Here is a 20,863-nt window from a genome sequence, read left to right as displayed (position 1 = left end):
AGACATGTCCGAACTCACCACCGGTACCACGCAGTCGGCCCCCGAGGTCGTCGCGTGGCTGCGCGACCGCGTCGCGGCCCAGACCGGCCGCCCTGCCGAGGAGATCGACCCCGGCGTCCCGCTCAGCGACTACGGCCTGGACTCGGTGTACGTGCTGGGCCTGTGCGCCGAGGTCGAGGACCACTACGGCATAGAGGTGGAGCCGACCGTCATGTGGGACAACACCTCCCTGGCCCCGCTGGCCGACGCTCTGCTGCCGCTGATCAACGCGCGCTGAACCGCCCGTCCGCCCGTCCGCCACCACGCCCGGAGCCGCCGCGATGACCGCCGTCCTGCCCGACTTCCCGATGCCGCGCGAGCACCCCCTCGACCCGCCGCCCCAGTACCGCGCGCTCAGCGCCGAACACCCGGTCTTCCAGGTGCGCACGCCCCGCGGGGACACCGCCTGGGTCGTCACCCGCCACGAGGACGTGCGGGCCGTGCTCACCCACCGCGCCTTCAGCTCCGACCCCCGCACTCCCGGGTTCCCCACCTACGTCACCGGCGACGTGCCCCCGCCGGCCGGCTTCTTCATGCAGGCCGACCCGCCGGACCACGGACGGCTGCGCCGCACCGTGACCCGGGAGTTCCTGATCAACCAGATGGAGGCGCTGCGGCCCACGATGCGCCGCATCCTCGACGAGCTGGTCGACCGGATGAGCGCCGACGGCCGCACCTCGGGCGACCTGGTCCGCGAGTTCGCGCTGCCCATGGCCGCCATGACCATCTGCGAGATCCTCGGCGTCCCCTTCGAGGACCATGTGCTGTTCGTGTCGCTCACCGACACGGTCCTGGACCGCTCCAGCACCCCCGAGCAGGCAGTACAGGCCGCCGGGGAACTCATGGGCTACTTCGACCGGCTGGTCACCGCCAAGGAGAAGCAGCCCTCCGAGGACCTCTTCGGCCGCATGGTCGCCCGCTCCGCCGACGGCGGCCTCACCCACGAGGAACTCGTCGGCATGGCCGCCCTGCTGCTTCTGGGCGGTTACGACACCATGGCGCAGATGATCGGCATGGGCACGGTCACCCTTTTCGAACACCCCGGCCAGCTCGCCGCGTTGAAGAGCGACGGGACGCTGCTGCCGGGCGCCGTCGAGGAGATGCTGCGGTACCTGTCCATCAACCACGCGGGGCTGCCGCGCGGGGTCACCGAGGACGTGGTGATCGGCGGGCAGCGGATCCGCGCCGGGGACGGCGTCCTCGTGATGCTGAACGCCGCCAACCGCGACGAGACGGTGTTCGAGGACGCCGACACCTTCGACATCCGCCGCGTGAACAACGGCAGGCACGTCGCCTTCGGCCACGGCTTCCACAAGTGCGTCGGGGCCACCCTCGCCCGCGTCGAGCTCACCGAGGTCTTCGGCGGCCTGTTCCGCCGGCTGCCCGGGCTGAGCCCGGCCCGGCCCCTCGAGGAACTGCCCTTCCGCCACGACATGGTGCTCTACGGCGTCCGTGAACTCCCCGTCACCTGGTGACCCCGCCCGACCCGACCCCCACCTCCCGAATGGACCACCCGTGACCGCTTGTCCCCGCGCCGCCGGCGCCCTGTTCACCCCCGAGTTCGTCGCCGACCCCTACCCCGCCTACGCCGCCCTGCGCGAGGAGGGCCGGGCGCACCGCGTCACCCTGCCCGGCGGCGTCGAGGCCTGGATGCTCACCCGGTACGAGGACTGCCGCCGGGCCTTCCTCGACAACGACTCCTACTCCAAGGACATGGCCGGCACCTGGACCGCCTTCCGGGAGCAGCGCGTCCCGGTCACCGGCGACGTGGTGATCGGCATGGGCGACCACATGCTGGTCTCGGACCCGCCCCGGCACACCCGGCTGCGCGCCCTGGTCTCCAAGGGCTTCACGCCGCGCCGCATCGAGGCCCTCGCCCCCGGCATCGAGGCGACCGCGAACCGGCTCCTCGACGGCCTGCTGGAACGGCGGGGCGAGCACGCCGGCCGCGCCGACCTCACCGCCGAGTTCGCCGCGCTGCTGCCGATGGAGGTCGTCCGGCAGCTCCTGGACGTGCCCGCCGAGGACGGCGAGCGGCTGCGGCACGCGGTGGAGGCCGTGATGAGCAACGACGAGGACAGCCGGGACGCCGCCATGGCCGCCTTCCAGGAGGTCCACGACACCCTGCGCGCCCTGGTGGCCCGCAAGCGCGTCGAGGGCGGCGACGACCTGACCTCGGCGCTCGTGGCCGCCCGTGACGAGGGCGACCGGCTCAGCGAGGACGAACTCGTCTCCATGCTGGCGCTGCTGCTCTCCGCCGGCCACGAGACCACCGTCAACCTGCTCGGCAGCACCGTCCTGGCCCTGCTGCGCCACCCGGAGCAACTGGCCCTGCTGCGACGCGAACCCGAACGGTGGCCGGACGCCGTGGAGGAGGTGCTGCGCTGGGACGGTCCGATCCAGAACGCGATCTGGCGCTTCACCCGCAAGCCGGTCACGGTCGGGGACGTCACCATCCCGGCGGGCGAGGCGGTGGCGCTGAGCGTGGCCGCCGCCGACCGCGACCCGGCCCGCTTCCTGGACGGCGAGGGGTTCGACGTCACCCGCGGCGAACGCTCGCACCTCGCCTTCGGCCACGGCATCCACCACTGCCTGGGCGCCCCGCTGGCCCGCCTGGAGGCGCGTATCGCGGTCCCCCTGGTGTTCGCGCGACTGCCCGAACTGGCCCTGGACGGCGCGCCGTCCTACCGTCCCTCCACCGTCTCGCGAGCGCTTTCCTGCCTGCCGGTGACCTTCCGGAACGTAGGGTGACCGGCATGAGGATTCTCGGTGTGTGCGGAAGCCTGCGTTCGGGGTCGTTCAACGCGACCGTCCTGCGCACCGCGGTCGAACTGACCACGGCCCCACGGGAACTCGTCGTCTGGCCGGACCTCGGCCGCCTGCCGTTCTTCGACGCCGATGTCGAGGAGAGCGGTCCGCCCGCCGTCGTGGCCGATCTGCGCGCCGCGGTCGGCGCGGCCGACGGGATGCTCGTCGTCAGCCCCGAGTACGCCCACGGCACCTCCGGCGTGCTGAAGAACGCGCTGGAGTGGATGGTCGGCGGCGGCGAGATCGCGGCCAAGCCGGTGGCCCTGGTGAGCGCGTCCACCGCGGTCACCGGCGGGGACAACGCCCGGGCCTGGCTGTCGCAGACCCTGACCGTGATGGGGGCCCAGGTGATCCCGCAGGACCTGCGCATCCCGCAGGCCGCGCGGAAGATCACGGACGGCCGGATCACGGACGAGGAGACGGTGGCCGGTCTGCGCGGTCTGCTGGACGACCTCGCCGACGCGGCGGCCAAGGCGCGCGCGGACGGCAACTCCTTCGCCTGACGCCCGGGGTGCCCCCGCCGGCCGCGGCGGGGGCCGCCCTCAGGCCGGTTCGGGCTGGGGCCGCGCCTGCGGTGCCGGCACCGCCACCGCCCGGGGGTCCCACTGCCTGACGGTGCGGGTGTAGCCGTAGACCACGGAGGCCATCGCGAGCAGCAGCAGCGGCCCGGCCACCCACGGGTGCGCGGCCATCTGCACGGGCAGGAAGCGGTACGAAGTGAGCAGCGCGGCGAACACCACCGTGCCGTAGGCGACCAGCCGGACGCCCCGCGGGTCCATCCCCCGGTCGAAGGTGCGCAGCGCCGCCTCGACCGTGTACGCGAACACCACGCCGGCGACCAGGTCCACGCCGTAGTGGTAGCCGAAGCCCAGGGTCGCGGAGAGCGTCGCGGCCAGCCAGAAGGTGCCCGCCCAGCGCAGGACGCGGGGGCCGGTGCGGGAGTGGATGAAGATCGACACGGCCCATGCCGTGTGCAGGCTGGGCATGCAGTTGCGCGGGGTGAACTCGTCGTACGGCATGTGCTCGGGGCCGCCGGCCGGCGGCAGGGTGTGCGGCCACAGGTCGGCCAGCGCCCAGATCCCGCCGCCGGTGCCCCAGGCGCCGTCGCCGTAGGCGAAGACCGGCCCGACCACCGGGAAGACCATGTAGACGGCCGGCCCGAGCAGCCCGATGGCCAGGAAGGTGCGCACCAGGTGGTGGCGCGGGAAGCGGCGCTCGGCCGCCACCCGGCGCAGCTGCCACACGGCGATGACGACCGCGGCCACGGGAAGCATGGTGTAGACGAAGTCCAGGACGTGGTGGCCGACCGCACCGGTGGCGCCGACGATCCGGCCGACCGCCCACGACGGGTTGCCCAGCGCGTGGTCGGCGCTCGCCAGGTACTGGTCGAGGACCATCGGGCGGGTCTTCGACGTGATGAGCAGCCAGGCGTCACCGGTCTTGCGGCCGGCCACGAGCAGCAGCCCCAGCCCGGCGCCCTTCAGCAGCAGGACCCGCTCCGCCCCGGTACGGCGGACGAGGGCGATGACGGCGGTGCCCAGGATCACCCACAGCGCGCCGTTGCCGAAGTTCATCTCGGCGCCGGCCGCCCACCGCACCAGGGCGAAGACGACGTCGATGGCCACCGCGGCACCGGCCGCGACGAACCGCTGCCGCCAGGTGAGCACCACCGTCGTCAGCGCGAGGCTGGCGTACAGCAGGGGCCCGGAGGCGGGGGCGAAGATCACCTCGCGCGCCTGGCTGGTGATCGGTCCCGGCTCCCCGTAGTGGCGTGCGGCGATCTCCAGCGCGACGAGGAACCCGAGGACCACCACGCCCGCCGCGGTCCACAGCATCACCTGTGGCCGGCGCCACGTGGCGATCGTGCTTCCGACGCGTATGCGCGACAACAGGCGTGATGCTGCAGGTATCAATGTTCGGCCGATGTGTGAGGAACGGGCGGTGAAGGAAACGCGAACGAGCGAGGTGCGATCATCGCAAGTTCGGACATGCTAGCGAATCCGCCACGGCTCCCGCCGGTCCCTTTCACGCCGCCCCGCAGCGCGGACCGCGCCCCTGGTCACCGCCCCCCGCCGGGCGCGGGAGGAGGCTCCGGGGGGCTCGCCGCCTCCCAGAGGACGCGGAAGAACGCGCGCCTGCGCGCGACGACCTCGCGCGCCCGCTCACCGTCGTCCCGGGACCAACGGGTCAGCAGCGACCCGTGTCCGATGAGGTCGAGCAGCTGGTCGTCGTCCCGCGACCGCAGCGGGGCGGGGACCAGGGAGCGGTACTCGTCCGGTCTCAGGTCGATCTTGTCGTAGATCCCTTCGAAGACCACGTCGCCGCCGATGACGTAGAGCTTCAGGAACGGCGACATGTGCACCACCCGGAACCCGACCGTCAGCGTGCCCTGTCCCCGGCGGAGCATCCGGCCGCGCATCGCCTGGAGGTCGCGTTCGTAGCCCGCGATCTTCCCGACCAGGTACCGGCGGAATCCGGGCGCGTCCGCCAGCTTGCCGTCCTCGTCCCGCACCAGGCCGGGAACCTCCATCGGCCGGGTGAAGTCCGGCACCAGGATGCGGACGTCCACCGACCGCGAGGGGTCCGCGGGAAGCTCCTCCAGCACTCTGCGCAGGGGGTCGGCGAAGGTCTCCCCGGTGAAGCACATCCCCCACAGCTCGACGTCCCCGCCGCGCCGCAGCACCTCGGCGCACTCCCGCACCAGCTGGTCCGTCGTGGCGTGCTCGCCCGCCTGCGGCCGCAGCCGCGCGGTCAGGTCCCGGACCTCCTCGCCCAGCCTCCGGACGGCCTCGTCCAGGTGCCGGGTCTGCTCCCGCTGCGCGTCGTGCGCCGTGTTCAGCCGCAGCACCTCCGCGTAGAGCACGTAGCCCACGATGCTGAGCAGCGCTCCGCCGATGTAGGTCTTGCCCTGCAGGGCGTCGCCCACCGGCTTCACGAACTGGGCCACGAGCCCGACGCAGAAGACGGCCAGCAGCAGCACCCGGGTCACCGCCGGCTCGGCGCGACTCCACCGCGCCGCCATCCTGCCGCCCAGCGACGGCCCACGTTCCGGCACCAAGTCCCCCCGACGGCACACGAGTTCACACGAGCCCACCCATGGTGCCCGGTGCCGGCCACGGCAGGAAGAGGGCGGCGCGCACCTAGGCCATGTGCGCGGGCGCGCCGTCCCGGCGGCCGTGCCCGCCGTGCTCCCGGTGCCAGGTGCGCAGGGCGTCCAGGATCTGGTCCCGGCCGGGTACGTCGACCAGGCGCAGTGGTTCGCGGGCCCGGCGGGTCGCCCGGTGGACGCGGTCGGCGGCCAGGCCGAAGTGGGCCCAGGTCGCGTCGGCCGGCAGGTCCAGGGCCGCGCGCATGACGTCGGGGAAGACGGACTGGGCGTGCTCGAACGCCAGGTACACGGGGAGGTCGTCGTCCAGGCCGGCGGTCAGCTCGGCGAGACCGGCCCGCCGCATCGCCTCGGCCCACAGCTCCGTCATACGGACCTGGTCGTGCTTCTCGTACCCCATGCGGACGAGGTGCGTCGCCAGGTCGTGCAGGGGGTCACCGAATATCGCCAGCTCCCAGTCGATCACCGTGAGCCGCCTGCCCCGGAGCACCGCGTTGGCGCGGTGGACGTCCGTGTGCAGCAGCCGGAACGGCCTGGCCGTGCGGCAGCGGTGGTGCGCCGCGAACCGGGCCATCGCGTCCCGGGGGACGCCGACCGCGTCGAAGAGCGCGCCGAAGCGGTCCCGGCCCGGCCGGTGCACCCGCTCCTCGGTGAAGCGGACCAGCCAGTCCAGGAAGCCCTGGGAGTCACCGTCCTCGGGCCAGTCGCGGGGGCGGGGCGGCAGCTCCGCGACGGGGACCCGCGCGGTGCGCACGAAGAACGCGGCGAACTCCCGCATCAGCCGTTCGTCCGCGCCCCCGGCAGCCCCCTCGGGCCCGAGCTCGCTGAGCGCCCGGCCCATCCGGTACCGGTGCACGGAGCGGTCGCCGAGGTCGGCGAGGCAGGGCGGCACGTCCCGCAGATGCCGGCACACGACGCGCAGCACCTCCGACTCCCGCGGCCAGATCCGCGGCACCACCTCGACCGTCGTGAGCGGCACGCGGTACTTGAACCGGGTGAACGGCACCGCGCCGAGCAGCAGCGCCAGCACCGGCCCGGCGCGCAGCACGTAATTGGTGTTGTGGTGCCCGCGCAGCACCTCGCCCCTGCCACGGAGCCTGCGGGACTCCACGAAATGGCGCACAAGCGCCTTGTGCGCTCGGTGGGGCAGACGGTGCATGGCCGGAGAGTAGCGTCTCGGGCCCGCCGGCCGCGGACGCGTCCGAGGGGTGTCCGCCGAACGCCGGATCAGCCGCCGGACGCCCCGCCGGTACGGAGCAGCGCCAGCAGCGGCTCGAAGGAGCCGACGACGGTGTCCGCGCCGGCGTCCCGGAGGGACTTCTCCTTGCGCTCGTTGCGCGCGTAGCCGAGGAAGGGGACCTGGGCGAGGCGCGCGGCCTCGCAGTCCGACGGGGAGTCACCGATGAACAGGGCGGCGGACGGAGCGGCCCCCATCGCGCTGAGCGCCCGGACGAGGGTGTGCGGGTCGGGTTTGAGGAGTCTCAGCTCCTGGGTGCGGCCGTAGATGTGGGGGCTGAAGCAGGGCAGCAGGCTCCGGCCGGTCAGATAGGTGCGCACCACCCGCGGCGCGTTGTTGGTGGCGACGGCGAGCCGGACGCCCACGGCCGTCCAGGTCCGGATCAGCGGATCGGCGTACGCGGTCGGCATGGCGGAGGCGGTTGCCCGCAGCTCCTCCTGGGTGAGACGTTCCTCCAGCTCCGCCACCAGGTCGCTGTCGGGATGCCGGCGGTCGACCGCGCGCAGCACCGCGTGCGGGTCCGGCGACTCCCGTTCCGCCTCGGTCAGCAGGCCGCGCAGCCCGCGGCCCTCCAGCCATTCGACGAGGTCGGCCGCCACCCGTTCCGCCGCGTGCCCGGCGAACAGCCGGCAGATCGGCCCGTCGAAGTCCCAGAGCACGAAGCGGGCGCCGCGCACCAGCCGTCCGAGGTCCTCCGTGTCCGCCGCCACCGGCTCGGTCTGCGTCGTATCAGAAGTCACTAGGAGAGTGTCATGTCCGTGGTGATGGTTTCCCAGAGGGCGTCGAACCACTTCTGTGATTCCTTCACGAACACCTCGTCCCGCTGCCCGGTGCGGTTCAGGAACGAGAACAGCAGCGACTGGGAGCCGAGGGCGTCGTACATCTCCAGCGTCCGGCTCTCGTACTCCTCCTCGCGCCGGGTGAGCATGTAGTAGCCGAGCAGCGCCTCCTCGCCGTTGAGCAGGTACAGCTTCATCGGCGGGGTGAAGGGCAGCGCGCGGAAGGCGATGCGCACGTCGACGCCGTGGGTGGAGCGCACGGCGTGCAGATTGTGCTGGAGGACGCGGGCCTGGGCGTTGCGCATCTGCAGCCAGCGCTGGTGGACCGGGTCGTCCTCCTCGTCCTCGACCAGGACGGGGAAGGCCAGTGCGATGTCCCGGGACGGCATCAGCACGCGGAAGTCGATGGACTCCGGGCGGATCCGGCCCTCGTGGATCAGCCGGAGCGGCTCACTGAGCGCCAGCATCAGCGTCTCCGAGGTGTGGCAGACGACGTCCACCCGCACATGCGGCACCGAGAACGCCTCCGCCAGCCGGGGCCCGAGCGCCACCATCGTCGGCTGCGGCTCGCCCCGGACGGGCGGGGGCTCGGCGATGCGGGGCGGGCTGCCCTTGCTGACGTTGGTGAGCAGGCCGTCCTCCTGGAGGGCCCGCAGGGCCTGGCGGACGGTGCCGCGCTCCACGCCGAACTCGTCGGCCAGCTCGGCCTGGGTGGGCAGGCGGTCGCCCGCCTTGAGCTCACCCCCGCGGATCCGTTCCCGCAGGATGTCGGCGATCTCCTGGGACGAGAGCCTTCTGCTGCCGTTCACGGACACGTTCTCCTGAGTCACGACCAGACGCTACAACTCCGACCTACCTAACGGGAGTTGTTTGAAACTTGTTTATAACTAGTAGCCAAGTGGGGACAACATAGGCAGAGTTGGTTGCCAACTTCTCCGAGTTGGCGGAAGTTTTACCCTCCCGAAGCTTCCGAAGGGAGAATGACCATGCCCGTCCTCGCCCTCGTCTCCGCGGTCTTCGTCGTCGCCTTCGAGCAGATCGTCCAGTGGCAGTACGGCGCCACCGGAGTCGTCGGCCTGCTCCTGCTCACCATCGGCATCAAGGCCAAGAGCCCGTCCGTCAGCTCGGCCGGCGCGGTGGTGCTGGCCCTGCTGGTCGCGGGGCCCGCCCTGTGAGGAGCCGGCCCCCGGATCCGTGCGGGGGAGACCCGACACCGGAGGCGGTCAGTCCGTGAGCACCAGCTCCGTGCTGATCGTCTCCCACAGCGCGTCGAACCACAGGTGCGACTGCCGCACGAAGGACGTGTCCCGCGGGCCCGCCCCGTGCTCGAAGGCGAACAGCGTCGAGCGGGTGCCCTCGGCGTCGTACATCTCCACCTCCTCCTCGCCGACCCGCTGTTCGCGCCGCGTGAGCGTGTAGTAGGCGAACAGCGCCTCCGTGCCGTTGAGCAGGTACAGCTTCACCGGCGGGGTGAAGGGCAGTGCGCGGAAGGAGACGCTCACGTCGATGCCGTGCGTCGCGCGCAGCGCCAGCAGGTTATGCCGGAGCACCTGCCCCTGGGCGTTGCGCATCGCCAGCCACCGCTCGTGCACCGGGCCCCCGTTGCCTCGGCCCGCCACCGGCACCGGGAAGGCGAGGTCGATGTCCCGGCCCGGCAGCAGGACCCGGACGTCGACCTTGGCCGGTTTCCGCCGCCCCGCGTGGATCCGGCTCAGCGGTTCGCCGAGGGCGAGGGTGAGGGAGACCGCGGTCAGGCACAGCGCGTCGATCCTGACGTGCGGGGCGGCGAAGGCCTCCGCGATCCGCGGGGCGAGCGCCACCGTGGTCGGCCTGGGCAGCGCGTCGGGCCCGGTCAGCGCGGTGCCGGAGTCGGGCGCGACGGTCGCCGGGCTGCCCTTGGAGACGTTGGTGAGCAGGCGCTCCGACTGCAGGATGCGCAGGGCCTGGCGGACGGTGCCGCGCTCCACGCCGAACTCGTCGGCCAACTGGGCCTGGGTGGGCATGCGCTGGCCCGACGGCAGCCTCCCGGACCTGATCCGGGCGCGCAGTTCGTCGGCCACCTCGCGATGGGTTCTCGCGGGCTCCTGAGGCTTCTTCCGCCCGTTGACGGCGACGCGTTCCCTCTCCACGACCAAACCCTACAACTTCCCGCCATCTTTGGGCAGTTCACGGAAAGGTGGTTATGAGTCGCCCCCAAGCGGAGATAAGTAAAGAGAAGTTGGCTGCCAACTTGGGCAACGTGGTCGGCTCCTTCCGGGGGTTGGCCACCACGTGACAGCAGAAAGGGACGCGTCCCGCCCGGGACGGCCCGAAGGGGGACCGCCATGCCGCTCATCGCCATCGTCGTCGCCGCTCTGGCCATCGGGTTCGAGCAGCTGGTGCAGTGGAGGTACGGACCGATGGGAATCATCGCGTTCGTCGCCCTGTCCATCGGCATCAAGGCGAAGAACACCGCGATCGGCGGGGTGGGCGCGGTGATCCTCGTGATGCTGCTCGCCCAGTCCGGCTGAGCCGGCGTACCGCGGTCCGGGCTCCTTTCCGGAGGGGAGCCCGGAGCCCGGACCGCGGTCGGCACCACCGCACGACCACAACCACAACTGAAGAGCAGGCGCTGACTACGGACAGCGCGTCCATCCGCCGCCGGCAGAAGGGAGCGACCTCAGAACAGGTCCGGGCACCAAGGCCGCCTGGGCGTACGCAGCAGGGCGTCGGCCAGCCGGGCGGCGCCCGCTCGCTCTTCCCGGACCCGGCCGAGGGCCGCCAGCCGCACCGCCGACTCGTCACCCAGCCACAGCGCCGCCAGCTCGCCGGCGTCCAGGACCAGACCGGCGCTCTCGGTGGTCGGCGCGCAGGACGCCCCGTCCGGCGAGGCCTCCAGCCGCCACCGTCCGCCGGCCACACCGTCCCGGTCCACGACCTCCAGCACCAGCGTGCCCTCGGCGCCGTAGGTGCGCGCCTCCAGCGCCCGTACGACGTCCAGGATCCGCACCCAGAGCCAGTCGGCCTGCGTCACGATCCTGGCGGCGCGCGGGTCGGGCAGCAGGTGCGGGAGCAGGTCGTCGGGGGCCCGCCAGCCGCTCTTCACCGTGGTGATCCAGTCGATCGAGCACAGATACCGCCACAGCGCGCGCTCGGCGGCCGGGGTCACGGCGAGCAGCCAGTCGACGGTGGCCGTGTTCAGGGGCTGCTTGGCGTCGCCCCAGCGGTCGTCCGCCCGGTAGCAGACCATGCCCTCGACCTCGCCGTCCGCCGAGCGGTACACGGCGTAGAAGGGTTCGGTCCACGGGGTGCCCCGCATGTTCACCGCGCCGGTGCGCACCCGCCACCACAGGTCGGTGCGGCTCACCGCGCCGGGCTGGCTCCGGCGCAGCCGTTCGTGGAGCTCGGGGCCCAGCTTGCGGACGTCCTCGCCGTCCACGAGGTCGATCCGGCCGCCGTCCTCCGGGACCGCCCGGCGCGGGTCCAGACCGGCGCGGGGCACGTCGACGGCCCACTCGGTCATGGTGGTGGCGGGGCCGAAGCCGTAGCGGCCGTAGATCCGGTACTCCGCCGCGATCAGCGTCGCGACGACGTCCCCGCGCTCCCTCGCCGCCGCCAGGTCCTGCCCCATCATGCGGGTGAGCAGGCCGCGGCGGCGGTGGGTGGGGCTGACGGTGACGTTGGAGACGGCGTCGGCCCGCACGGGCGCCCCGCCGACGGCGGTGATCTCCTGGTCGAAGGACCGGAAGGTCGCCACACAGCGGCCCCCGTCGAAGGCGCCGAGAAGCCGGCCGGGGACGAACTCGTTCCGGCGCGCCTCCAGCTGCTCCGCGGAGACGGCGGGCGGCTGCAGGAACCCGGTGCTCAGGGCGCGGGTCCAGTCGGGGAACTCGGCCTCGGTTATGGGACGTACGTCGATGTCGGTGCGGCGGGTCATGCGCTCACGGTAGGCCGCCGACGCCACCGCCGTCGCGGGCATTTGCCCCCGGGCCGTCCGCACCGGGACCACCCCGCCGCACGTGTCAGAAGGCCGCCCGGATCTCCCCCACCTCGTGGCCGCCGCCGAGCAGCGGGGAGCGGCCGATGCGCTCGACCACCGGGGCGTCCACGCCCAGCAGGGTCAGGGCGCGGGCCAGTACCGGGCCCAGGGCCCTGCTCGCGCCGTCCTCCACCTTGAAGGCCAGTGCGCGGCCGTCCGGCAGGGCCACCGCCTGGACGGCCTCCGCGCCCATCTTGGAGAGCGTGCCGGGCACCTCGCGCATCAGCCAGGTGTCGGCGCGGCGGGTGCCGGCCACGTACTCGGGGTGGGCGCGCATCGCGTCGGCGACCCGGCGCTCGGCCGTGCCGGGCTCGGCGGCCACGAAGGAGCGGAAGGCGCGGGCCAGCCCGACCAGGCTGATCGCCATGAGCGGCGCCCCGCACCCGTCCGTGCCGACGGCGGCGACCGGCTCGCCCGCCGCGTCCTCCACAACCCTGTGGATGAGCCGCTGGAGCGGGTGGTCCGCGTCGAGGTAGCTCTCCAGCGGCCAGCCCCGCTGGGCGCAGACGGCCAGCATCGCGGTGTGCTTGCCCGAGCAGTTCATGGTGATCCGGTCGGGCCCCGCGCCCGACGCCAGGTAGGTGTCGCGCTCCTCGGCGTCCAGCGGCAGGTCGGGCGGGCACTGGAGCAGGGCCGGGTCGAGGCCGTACTCGTCGAGCATCTTGCGGACCAGGTCGCGGTGGAAGGGCTCACCGGAGTGGCTGGCGGCGGCCAGTGCGAGCCGCTCCCCCGCGAGGTCCAGCCCGGCCCGCAGCACGCCCGCCGCCTGCATCGGCTTGTTGGAGGAGCGCGGGAAGACCGGCGCGGTCACGTCGCCGAGCGCCAGCTCCACCGCCCCGTCTGCGGCCAGGACGACCAGACTGCCCCGGTGCCGCCCCTCGACGAACCCGGACCGGACGACCTCGGCGAGGACGGGCGGCACGGCGGGCGAGAGGGCGGACGTGGGCGCGGACGGGGACGCGGACATCGGCGGTGGCCTTCCGGACGGGTGACCCGCCGCCGTGACGGCCCGGGTTCACCGAGGCCCCGCGGGGCGGCCGGCGTAGGCCGCTCCCGGCGTCACACGAGCAGGTCGTCGACTTGTGCTTCCCCTTCACGGTACCGGCGTGCGATCTCCGCGCTGCAGTCGTCCGCCGTCCGCTGGAGCCACTGCCGCCGCCGGGAGACCTGCTGCTCATAGCGCACGAGGCGGCCCATCGCGGCGTTCAGCTCCGGATCGGTGCGGGCCGTCAGGTCGGACAGCTCCACCTCGCCCAGCATCTCCGCGGCCAGCCGCCTCCCCTCCTCGCCGCGCGGTGTGCCCAGCGTCACATGGCGGGCGGAGGACCGCTGCCGGGCCGGCGCGTCGGTGAGGATCTCCGACAGCCGCTCCACGACCGACGCCACGGACTCCGCGGCCGTCACGCCCGGATCCACCGCGGGCCCCGGACCGCGCCGTGCCAGCTCCGCCCGCAGGATGTCGATCCGCCCCTGAAGCAGCCGCCGTACGTAACTGAGATCGGCCTCCTCGAGCTGGGCGTCCCGGCGCAGGGTGCGCAGCTCGGGCAGGCTCAGCACGGGCAGGTCGTGCTCCGGCGGGCCCACGGGCAGCTCCGGGCTGTCCGTGCGCTGCACGGGCGGCCGGGGCGGCTCCAGGCCCCCCGGACGGCTCCACTCGACAGTCCCGGGCTGCTGCCCCGTACTCGGTGTGCTCATGTCCCTCAACCCGTCCCCTCGACCGGCGTCCGGGAAGCATCGTGCCACCCCAAGTGGCCGCTATGTGACCGAGTGCCCCCGATCGGCCCCAGATGGGTGGGTTATGGAGGGGAAAGAAGCCCCGTACGGCCCGCGTTCGGGCCCTCCCGGGCGGCACGGCATCATGGCGGCATGCGTGCGGTGGTGCAGAGAGTGGACGGCGCGAGCGTCGTCGTGGACGGCGAGACGGTGGGCGCGATCGACGGCGAGGGACTGTGCGTCCTGGTCGGCGTGACCCACGAGGACACCAAGGAGAAGGCGGCCCAGCTGGCCCGCAAGCTCTGGTCGGTGCGGGTGCTGCACGACGAGAAGTCGTGCAGCGACATCGACGCGCCGCTCCTGGTGATCAGCCAGTTCACCCTGTACGGCGACGCCCGCAAGGGCCGCCGCCCCACCTGGAACGCCGCCGCCCCCGGCGATGTCGCCGAGCCCCTCGTCGAGGAGGTCGTGGCGCAGCTGCGCGCGCTGGGCGCGACCGTGGCGACGGGCCGCTTCGGCGCGGCGATGCGGGTGTCGCTGACGAACGACGGCCCGTTCACGGTGCTGATCGAGGTCTAGCGAGGTCTAGGAGCCCTACGGCTCGACGACCGTCTCCTGGGCCGCCGCGGTGCCCTCGGCGAGCAGCCGGGCGTCCACGGGGACGTTCCGCTTGACGAGGGCGAGGGCGACCGGGCCGAGCTCGTGGTGGCGTACGGACGTGGTGACGAAGCCGATCCTGCGCCCGTCGGGCCCGTCGTCGGCGAGGCGCACCTCGGCACCGGCGGGCGGCAGGTGGACCTCGCTGCCGTCCAGGTGCAGGAAGACCAGCCGGCGCGGCGGCTTGCCCAGGTTCTGCACGCGGGCGACGGTCTCCTGGCCCCGGTAGCAGCCCTTCTGCAGATGCACGGCCGTGCCGATCCAGCCCAGCTCGTGCGGGATGGTGCGGTGGTCGGTCTCGAAGCCGAGACGGGGCCGGTGCTGCTCGACGCGCAGCGCCTCGTGGGCGAGGATCCCGGCGGGCGGGCCCGCCTCGGCGGCGAAGGCTTCCAGCTCCTCCCTCGGCAGGAAGAGATCACGGCCGTACGGCGTCTCGCGCACGACGGCGCCCTCGGGGGCCGCGGTGATGGAACCGGCCGGCAGGTGGACGACCGCGGTGTCGGCGGTGCGGTCGGCGACCTCGACCCGGTAGAAGAACTTCATCGACTCCAGGTAGGCGATCAGCGCCTCCTGGCTGCCGGGCTCCACATGGGCCCAGACGGTCTCGCCGTCGTCCACGAGGTAGAGGGCGTGCTCGATGTGCCCGTTGGCGGAGAGGATCAGCGCCTCGGTGGCCTCACCGGCCGGCAGCTCGCTGACGTGCTGGGTGAGCAGCAGGTGGAGCCAGGCCAGCCGGTCGTCGCCGGTGACGGTCACGACGCCGCGGTGGGAGAGGTCGACGAAGCCGGTGCCGTCGGCGAGGGCACGCTGCTCGCGGAACAGGTCGCCGTAGTGGGCGGCGACGCCTTCGTCCACGCCCTCGGCGGGGACGGCGCCGGGCAGGGACAGCAGGGGGCTCTTCATACGCCTAGCCTACGACTCGGTGCTCGAGCCCTTCCGGGAGCATTCCTTGCACCGGCCGAAGATCGCGAAGTGCTTCATGTCGGTGTCGAAGCCGAACTGTTCACGCAGCTTGGCGGTGAACTCGGCGGCCACCGACAGGTCGGCCTCGATGACGTTGGTGCAGTCCCGGCAGACCAGGTGGATGTGGTGGTGCCGGTCGGCGAGGTGGTAGGTGGGCGCGCCGTGCCCGAGGTGGGCGTGGCTGACCAGCCCGAGCTCCTCCAGCAGCTCCAGCGTGCGGTACACGGTGGAGATGTTGACCCCCGACGCCGTCTTCCTCACCTCGCCGAGGATGTCGTCGGGGGTCGCGTGCTCCAGGGTGTCGACGGCTTCGAGCACCAGCTGCCGCTGCGGGGTCAGCCGGTAGCCGCGCTGCCTGAGGTCGCTCTTCCAGTCGGTGCTCACCACAGGGCCAGTGTAGGAGTGCGGACCGCCGTCATGGGCTCGGAGGGCCGGAGGGCATGCGATCGGACAGGAGCAGATCGGCCAGTGTGCCGCGCAGGTCCGCGGTCGCGCGGACGACCTCCTCATGCGCCCTGATCTTCTCGTCCACGGCCTGGAGCGCTGCCCCGATCTCCCTCTGCCGGTCGGCGGTCGGCAGTGGCACCGGCAGGTCCATCAGGGTGCGCAGGGTGATGGAGCGCATGCCGGTGGTACCTGCCGCACGGCGTTCCAGCCAGTCCCCGGAGCTGTGGTGCGCAAGGCGGGCGAGCAGGTAGGGGGCTTGCAGCGGGTCGATCGCACGTACGCGGAACAGATGGGTGTTGTACAGCCATCCGCCCTCCTGCCCGGTCACCAGAGCCACCCGGCCCACCGTCCCGGTGCGCGTCACGAGAATGTCGTCGGCGAGCAGCCGGTATTTGCCCAGTCCTCGCGCCCGTTCGGGGTCGACACAGATCATCGCGGACCGGGCCGAGACCCTTCGGTGCCGGAGATCGGCCGGGCGGACCAGCGGGACGCCCCCCTCCACATGCTCGGTGGAGCGTACGGCAGGGCCGCCTCCCTGGATGTCGCAGATCTCCCCGAGGCGCACCGGAGTCCAGCCCTGGGGGTGGTCCGGGGAAAGGCCCTGTTCCGCGCCTGATTCAGCGGTTTCACCACTCACAGTCCGTACCTCTCCAGCATGCGCTCGACCGCGACATCCGCGTCCCTGGCCCGCGTCTGCGCCTCGGCAAGGCGTCCTGCCTGAGCGGCCAGTACCGACGAATCCCCGGCCGTGGGGGCGTCCGTTCGCGCGCCCGGTACGTACAGGGCGGGGCTGAGCAGGTGGTCCTGCTCCCTGAGCCGGTCGAGGGACACGGCTTCGCTCAGGCCCTCGGTCCCCGAGAAGGGGCGCCCCTCGGCCCGGTCCGCCCGCCAGCGCCGGTACTCCGTGAGGATGCGCTGCACATTCGGAGGGGTCAGTTCCTGGCGTACACGCGAGACCGGCGTGCCGAGCCGGCCGGCGTCGATGAGGAGTACCTCGTCGCACCGGCCCTCCGGATACCGCAGCAGCCAGACCGTGACCGAGATAGCGGTGGAGGTGAAGAGCTGCGCGGGCAGCGCGATCAACGCCTCCACCGCTCCGTCCTCCACCATCGCGGCCCGAATCCGCCGTTCTCTCGGGTTGGCGGAGAACGCCGCGATGTCCGGCATGATGACGGCTGCCCGCCCGCCGGGCTTCAGGGTGGTCACCGCGTACTGAAGCCAGGCGAAGTTGGCGTTGTGCCGGGGCGGTGGACCGTAGCGCCATTGCCGGTCGTCGACGGATCCCGTGAACTTCATGTTGAACGGGGGGTTCGTCACGACACGGTCGTACCCGCGGTCCTGTTCCGGGCCGGGACCGGTCGCGTCCGACAGTGCGGCGCTTCCGGTGCACAGGGCGGCGTCGGGCACCCCGTGCAGAGCGAGGTTCATCCCCGCCAGCATCAGCGGATGCTCGCCCACACCCGCACCGCTGGCCTGGACCCGTTCCCGCCCCTCAGTTGCCGCTACGGCGTTCCATGACGCCGACAGCAGCTCGCCTGCGCGGACGAAAGGGTCGTGCACGTGCCGGACGCCATCTCCGTCTTGAGCCACGAGGTCCGCGATGACGTCGACGGCCGCCCGGGGGGTGAAGAAGTCGCCCGCCCTCTTCCCCACCAGGTCGCTGTATCGGGTCAGCAGCCTTTCGTAGGCTTCGGCGTGCTCCTTCAGGTCCACGGGACCCGTGTCGTCCAGCTGCCGCACGGTGTCGGTCAGCGGGGCGTCCCGGAGATTGCGGGACAGAGCATCGAGCCGAGTCCGGTGGGCGGCGCCCAGGCCGTCCCCCACCGCCTCCGCCAGCAGCCGCACAAGGAGTGCACCGGTGTGCGGGAGGCTCTCCCGGGCCTCCGTGCTGATCTCCTGCCACGCGTCGGGGAGACAGGCCCGGACGTAGAGCAGGGACAGCAGCAGGGTGATGTAGTCGGTGGGGGACAGCTCACCGCGGAATCGTTCCGCCTCGACATCCGCCAGCCGATCCACCGTCTTGACCAGGAGCCGGGACCGGGCGCCGCCGAGCGAGGCGCGGAACCGGTCTCCGTAAGTGGTGCCCTCGGGCTCCCCGGGCTGCCTGGCATTCGCCGGAACAGTGCGGAGGTCCAGCCAGGCCAGGACGTCCGCCGCCGAGAAGACCTCGGCCTCCCCCGGCAGGTCGGCGGGCCGTTCCACGGGAACCGGAAAGTCCGTGTGGCGGCGTTCCCAGTTCGTCACCGCGGGCCGCTTCACGCCGGCGGACCGCGCGATGTCGGCCCGGGTGACGAAGACGCCCTCGAAGTCGCTCACCGTTCCTCCCGCACCTCAGAACCGGGGCGTGCGGGATCCGCGCAGCGCGTCCTGCCTGCCCGCGAGAACGCTCGGGAAGCGGTCCATGGAACGGGCCTCCTTCGCCAGCTCAGGGTCGATGTATCCCAGCATGCGGTAGATCTTGGCATGGTCGGCGGCCAGGTCCCGGTGGTGGATCGGTTCATGGTGCATGATCCGGTTGCGCAGCAGCACCAGCGACCACAGACCGTCGTACAGGGTGTCGCGGCGCCCCGAGAAACGCGGGAACGCCTTGTGCACCGTGGGCACCCAGAACAGCCGGTCATAGCCGGATCCCCCGCTCACCAACGACGCCCAGAACCCGAACGACAACTCGGCCACGATGTCGTCCGACGGTGCCGGGACAAGGCGACGGCGCTCGCACTTGGTGCGCGCCTTGGCCACGAGCCGCTGCCCGTTCGGGTTCAGGGGGGCCACGGCCCACCAGTCGCCGCGGCCGTAAGCCTGAGAGAGCTGCCGGTGCAGCGCGTTGCGCAGAGCGAGTTCCAGGCAGTGCAGCGGGCCGTACAGCGCGGCTGAGGCCTCCACGTTCCACCAGTACAGCCGCTCCGCCACCGAGGCGTTGCCCCGGGCAGCACGCAGATAGCGAGCAAGGCGGAGCCTGGAGAAGGCGCGGACCATCCACTCTGGCAACTTCTCGGACATACCAATCCCCCCACAATGACCGTGATAAAGTCGTACGTGAACGCTCTGGGCCCGCCTCTGCGCAGCACGCCACCCGGAGCACGGCTTGGGAACCCCCGCCGCCCGTCAGGGCGCCGGGGGTTTCTGCCTTCCCCACTCCCCTCACAGTAGCCACGTCAGCCAGCGCTCGCAACCGCAGTGCACTGCGGTCCATATCTGTTAACCCCACTCGGGGTATGAAACAGGGCCCCGCGGACATGCCGCGGGGCCCTCTGAGATCGTGCCCGGGCCAGCCCCTACTTGAAGAAGGCGATCCCGTCGTCGGGCATGTCATCGGGGAGGGCCTTGGCCCAGCGCTCGACGTCCTCCGGGGTGACGACCTTCTTCAGGTGCGCCGACATGTAGGGCCGCAGCTCGACCTCGGGGGTCTGCTTCTCGCCGACCCACATCAGGTCGCTCTTGACGTAGCCGTACAGCCGCTTGCCGCCGGTGTAGGGCTGCGAGGCGGCCGTGCGGGCCACGGCGTCGGTCACCAGGTCGATCTGCGGCTTCTGGTCGGCCAGTTCGCCGTACCAGATCTCGATGACGCCGTCGTCGCGGGTCATCGTGACCTCGACCTTGCGCTGGGCGTCGATGCGCCAGAAGCCGTGCTCGGACTCCAGCGGACGGACCTTGTTGCCGTCCTGGTCCAGCACCCAGGTGTGGGACTGGTACTCCAGGAAGTCCCGGCCGTCGTGGGTGAAGGAGACCTCCTGCCCGAAGTTGCACTTCTCGGCACCGGGAAAGTCGTGCACGCCGGCGCCCGCCCAGTTGCCGAGCAGGAAGGCGAGCGGGACGAGGTCCTTGTGGAGGTCGGACGGGATCTCGATCATGAGCAGAACTTCCTGGCGTGAGGGGTCAGCGCTGGCCCTGGTACAGCTTCTTCACGGTCAGTCCGGCGAAGGCGAGAACGCCGACGCAGACCAGGACCAGCAGGGCTTCGAAGAAGATCTCCACGGGGTGCTCCTTGAGCGGGCATACGACAGGGCCAGCCTCAGCTTACGCGGCCCGCCCCGGCTCTTCTCGCCGGACTCCGTCCAGGAAGGCGACCCATGCGGGCGCGGCGAACAGGAGCGCGCCGCGAGCGGGGTCCTTGCTGTCCCGGACGGGGACGAGGGGGAGGCCGGGGGCGACCTCGACGCAGTTGCCGCCGTCCTGGTTGCTGTAGCTGCTCTTGCGCCAGGTGATCGTGCTCAGATCGATGGCTCGCATGGCGCTTCCTCCAGCATCCGCTCGATGAACTCCCGCGACTCGCCCGGAGACAGGGCCATATCGCGCACCCGATCGTATCGGAGCTGCAGCTGGTCGACCGTCGTTGTTTCCTGGACCAGTTCGCCCGAGTAGCCGGTCTCGACCCAGGCGACAAGCCGTCCCGCGCCGCGCAGAAACATGGCGTCGGTGTTCGTCAACGCGTGCAGCCCTGCCGCCCACGGGACCACCTGGACGCTGATGTTGGGGCGCTCGCCCATCGCGATGAGATGGCGCAATTGCGCATGCCACTCAGCCGCGCTGCGCAGCGAACTGTGCAGCACCGTCTCCGAGAGGATGGCCCGGAACTGCGGCCCGCCCTCGGCCAGCAGCGGTTCACGGCGGCCCATGCGCGCCGCCACCTGCCTGTCCAGCTCCACGCCCGTCAGTCCGCCCTGGCTGAGCAGCTCCGCCGCGTATTCCGGCGTCTGGAGCAGGCCCGGCACGATGCTGGGCGAGTACTGCCACATACTCACCGCCTCGGCCTCCAAGACCATGTACCGCCGATACCGCTCCTTGAACTGCGTCGGATCCGCCACCGCCAGTTCCCACAGCGTGAGCAGCATCCCGCCCGTGCCGTAGTACTGGTCCAGCGCCTCCACGATCTCCGGGCCGCCCAGCGTATGGCCGTTCTCCATCTTTCCGAACTGGGACGCGTCCCAGCCCACCGCCTCCGCCATGCCCCGCAGGGACACGCCCCGCCCGTTCCGGAGCAGCCGCAGCTCCTCCGCGAACCGTGCCCTCGGTTCCTGACTGCGACCCGTGATCGCCCTCCGCTGCGGCACCCGCACCCCTCCCGGCTGTGGAATTTGTGGAATTTGGAGCGCCCG

At 72.1% G+C, this 20,863-nt stretch carries 24 protein-coding genes; 7 read left to right on the top strand and 17 right to left on the bottom strand.

What is annotated here, in order from left to right; all coding sequences use genetic code 11:
• Nucleotides 1–4 precede the first annotated feature (4 nt).
• From AB0E77_RS05260 to AB0E77_RS05245, 4 genes are read left to right on the top strand one after another with little or no spacing between them, the layout of a single operon-like run.
• Complete coding sequence (locus AB0E77_RS05260; protein ID WP_361565789.1) at nt 5–277, top strand: acyl carrier protein; 273 nt, start codon at nt 5–7, stop codon at nt 275–277.
• Between the two features lie 43 nt (nt 278–320).
• A complete protein-coding gene (locus tag AB0E77_RS05255) occupies nt 321–1,514 on the top strand; it encodes a cytochrome P450 (RefSeq protein WP_361565786.1) in 1,194 nt (397 codons plus the stop codon).
• 40 nt (nt 1,515–1,554) lie between these two features.
• Entirely contained in the window at nt 1,555–2,790 is a 1,236-nt protein-coding gene (locus tag AB0E77_RS05250; protein ID WP_361565784.1) for a cytochrome P450, read from the top strand.
• Nucleotides 2,791–2,795: 5 nt separating this feature from the next.
• Nucleotides 2,796–3,350: an NAD(P)H-dependent oxidoreductase gene (locus AB0E77_RS05245; protein ID WP_361565781.1), complete on the top strand. Its 555-nt coding sequence runs from the start codon at nt 2,796–2,798 to the stop codon at nt 3,348–3,350.
• A 39-nt stretch (nt 3,351–3,389) separates the two neighbouring features.
• On the opposite strand, the gene AB0E77_RS05240 is transcribed toward AB0E77_RS05245, so the two are convergent.
• The 5 genes from AB0E77_RS05240 to AB0E77_RS05220 form a co-directional block, all read right to left on the bottom strand.
• Nucleotides 3,390–4,682 carry a phosphatase PAP2 family protein gene (locus AB0E77_RS05240; protein WP_361566659.1) on the bottom strand — a complete coding sequence of 431 codons (1,293 nt, stop codon included), beginning with the start codon at nt 4,680–4,682 and terminating at the stop codon, nt 3,390–3,392.
• Nucleotides 4,683–4,906: 224 nt separating this feature from the next.
• Complete coding sequence (locus AB0E77_RS05235; protein ID WP_361565778.1) at nt 4,907–5,902, bottom strand: ATP/GTP-binding protein; 996 nt, start codon at nt 5,900–5,902, stop codon at nt 4,907–4,909.
• 85 nt (nt 5,903–5,987) lie between these two features.
• Nucleotides 5,988–7,112, bottom strand: a complete 1,125-nt coding sequence (locus tag AB0E77_RS05230) for a phosphotransferase (RefSeq protein ID WP_361565775.1) — start codon at nt 7,110–7,112, stop codon at nt 5,988–5,990.
• Between the two features lie 68 nt (nt 7,113–7,180).
• Nucleotides 7,181–7,930 (bottom strand): HAD family hydrolase, encoded by a 750-nt coding sequence (locus AB0E77_RS05225; RefSeq protein ID WP_361565773.1) that lies wholly within the window; start codon nt 7,928–7,930, stop codon nt 7,181–7,183.
• Nucleotides 7,930–8,805, bottom strand: coding sequence for a winged helix-turn-helix domain-containing protein (locus tag AB0E77_RS05220; protein ID WP_361566657.1), 876 nt, complete (start codon nt 8,803–8,805; stop codon nt 7,930–7,932). The genes AB0E77_RS05225 and AB0E77_RS05220 overlap by 1 nt, the downstream gene beginning before the upstream one ends.
• Before the next feature lie 150 nt (nt 8,806–8,955).
• Between AB0E77_RS05220 and AB0E77_RS05215 the strand changes: the two genes are divergently transcribed.
• On the top strand, nt 8,956–9,144 hold the full coding sequence (locus tag AB0E77_RS05215) for a hypothetical protein (protein ID WP_361565770.1): 189 nt from the start codon (nt 8,956–8,958) through the stop codon (nt 9,142–9,144).
• Between the two features lie 48 nt (nt 9,145–9,192).
• Here AB0E77_RS05215 and AB0E77_RS05210 read toward each other — a convergent pair whose 3' ends face one another.
• Complete coding sequence (locus AB0E77_RS05210; protein ID WP_361565767.1) at nt 9,193–10,104, bottom strand: GntR family transcriptional regulator; 912 nt, start codon at nt 10,102–10,104, stop codon at nt 9,193–9,195.
• Nucleotides 10,105–10,293: 189 nt separating this feature from the next.
• Here AB0E77_RS05210 and AB0E77_RS05205 point away from each other — a divergent pair, with 189 nt between their 5' ends.
• The gene (locus tag AB0E77_RS05205) at nt 10,294–10,479 is read left to right on the top strand and encodes a hypothetical protein (protein ID WP_077799238.1); all 186 of its coding nucleotides are present in this window, start codon (nt 10,294–10,296) and stop codon (nt 10,477–10,479) included.
• Between the two features lie 149 nt (nt 10,480–10,628).
• Here AB0E77_RS05205 and AB0E77_RS05200 read toward each other — a convergent pair whose 3' ends face one another.
• The 3 genes from AB0E77_RS05200 to AB0E77_RS05190 all read right to left on the bottom strand — a co-directional run bounded on the left by AB0E77_RS05200 (nt 10,629) and on the right by AB0E77_RS05190 (nt 13,682).
• Nucleotides 10,629–11,885, bottom strand: a complete 1,257-nt coding sequence (locus AB0E77_RS05200; RefSeq protein ID WP_361565764.1) for a GNAT family N-acetyltransferase — start codon at nt 11,883–11,885, stop codon at nt 10,629–10,631.
• 85 nt (nt 11,886–11,970) lie between these two features.
• Nucleotides 11,971–12,954, bottom strand: a complete 984-nt coding sequence (locus tag AB0E77_RS05195) for an asparaginase (RefSeq protein WP_361565761.1) — start codon at nt 12,952–12,954, stop codon at nt 11,971–11,973.
• Between the two features lie 92 nt (nt 12,955–13,046).
• Nucleotides 13,047–13,682 carry an aerial mycelium formation protein gene (locus AB0E77_RS05190; protein WP_361565758.1) on the bottom strand — a complete coding sequence of 212 codons (636 nt, stop codon included), beginning with the start codon at nt 13,680–13,682 and terminating at the stop codon, nt 13,047–13,049.
• A gap of 171 nt (nt 13,683–13,853) precedes the next feature.
• Between AB0E77_RS05190 and dtd the strand changes: the two genes are divergently transcribed.
• On the top strand, nt 13,854–14,279 hold the full coding sequence (gene dtd, locus AB0E77_RS05185; protein ID WP_361565756.1) for a D-aminoacyl-tRNA deacylase: 426 nt from the start codon (nt 13,854–13,856) through the stop codon (nt 14,277–14,279).
• A 15-nt stretch (nt 14,280–14,294) separates the two neighbouring features.
• Here dtd and AB0E77_RS05180 read toward each other — a convergent pair whose 3' ends face one another.
• The 8 genes from AB0E77_RS05180 to AB0E77_RS05145 form a co-directional block, all read right to left on the bottom strand.
• Entirely contained in the window at nt 14,295–15,260 is a 966-nt protein-coding gene (locus tag AB0E77_RS05180) for a folate-binding protein (RefSeq protein ID WP_361565753.1), read from the bottom strand.
• 9 nt (nt 15,261–15,269) lie between these two features.
• Entirely contained in the window at nt 15,270–15,707 is a 438-nt protein-coding gene (locus AB0E77_RS05175) for a Fur family transcriptional regulator (protein ID WP_361565750.1), read from the bottom strand.
• A gap of 28 nt (nt 15,708–15,735) precedes the next feature.
• Nucleotides 15,736–16,404 carry a restriction endonuclease subunit S gene (locus AB0E77_RS05170; protein ID WP_361565748.1) on the bottom strand — a complete coding sequence of 223 codons (669 nt, stop codon included), beginning with the start codon at nt 16,402–16,404 and terminating at the stop codon, nt 15,736–15,738.
• On the bottom strand, nt 16,401–18,083 hold the full coding sequence (locus tag AB0E77_RS05165) for an N-6 DNA methylase (RefSeq protein WP_361565745.1): 1,683 nt from the start codon (nt 18,081–18,083) through the stop codon (nt 16,401–16,403). The genes AB0E77_RS05170 and AB0E77_RS05165 overlap by 4 nt, the downstream gene beginning before the upstream one ends.
• Nucleotides 18,084–18,098: 15 nt before the next feature.
• Nucleotides 18,099–18,767 carry a hypothetical protein gene (locus AB0E77_RS05160; RefSeq protein WP_361565742.1) on the bottom strand — a complete coding sequence of 223 codons (669 nt, stop codon included), beginning with the start codon at nt 18,765–18,767 and terminating at the stop codon, nt 18,099–18,101.
• Between the two features lie 275 nt (nt 18,768–19,042).
• Nucleotides 19,043–19,618, bottom strand: a complete 576-nt coding sequence (locus tag AB0E77_RS05155; protein ID WP_361565739.1) for an FABP family protein — start codon at nt 19,616–19,618, stop codon at nt 19,043–19,045.
• A gap of 166 nt (nt 19,619–19,784) precedes the next feature.
• Nucleotides 19,785–19,997 carry a DUF397 domain-containing protein gene (locus AB0E77_RS05150; protein ID WP_361565736.1) on the bottom strand — a complete coding sequence of 71 codons (213 nt, stop codon included), beginning with the start codon at nt 19,995–19,997 and terminating at the stop codon, nt 19,785–19,787.
• Nucleotides 19,979–20,818, bottom strand: a complete 840-nt coding sequence (locus AB0E77_RS05145) for a helix-turn-helix transcriptional regulator (RefSeq protein ID WP_361565733.1) — start codon at nt 20,816–20,818, stop codon at nt 19,979–19,981. Before AB0E77_RS05145 ends, AB0E77_RS05150 begins: the two co-directional genes overlap by 19 nt.
• Between the last annotated feature and the right edge of the window lie 45 nt (nt 20,819–20,863).

The sequence above is a fragment of the Streptomyces sp. NPDC032940 genome (genome assembly GCF_040636935.1).
Taxonomy (GTDB): domain Bacteria; phylum Actinomycetota; class Actinomycetes; order Streptomycetales; family Streptomycetaceae; genus Streptomyces.
This window is presented reverse-complemented; position numbering and strand designations above follow the sequence as displayed.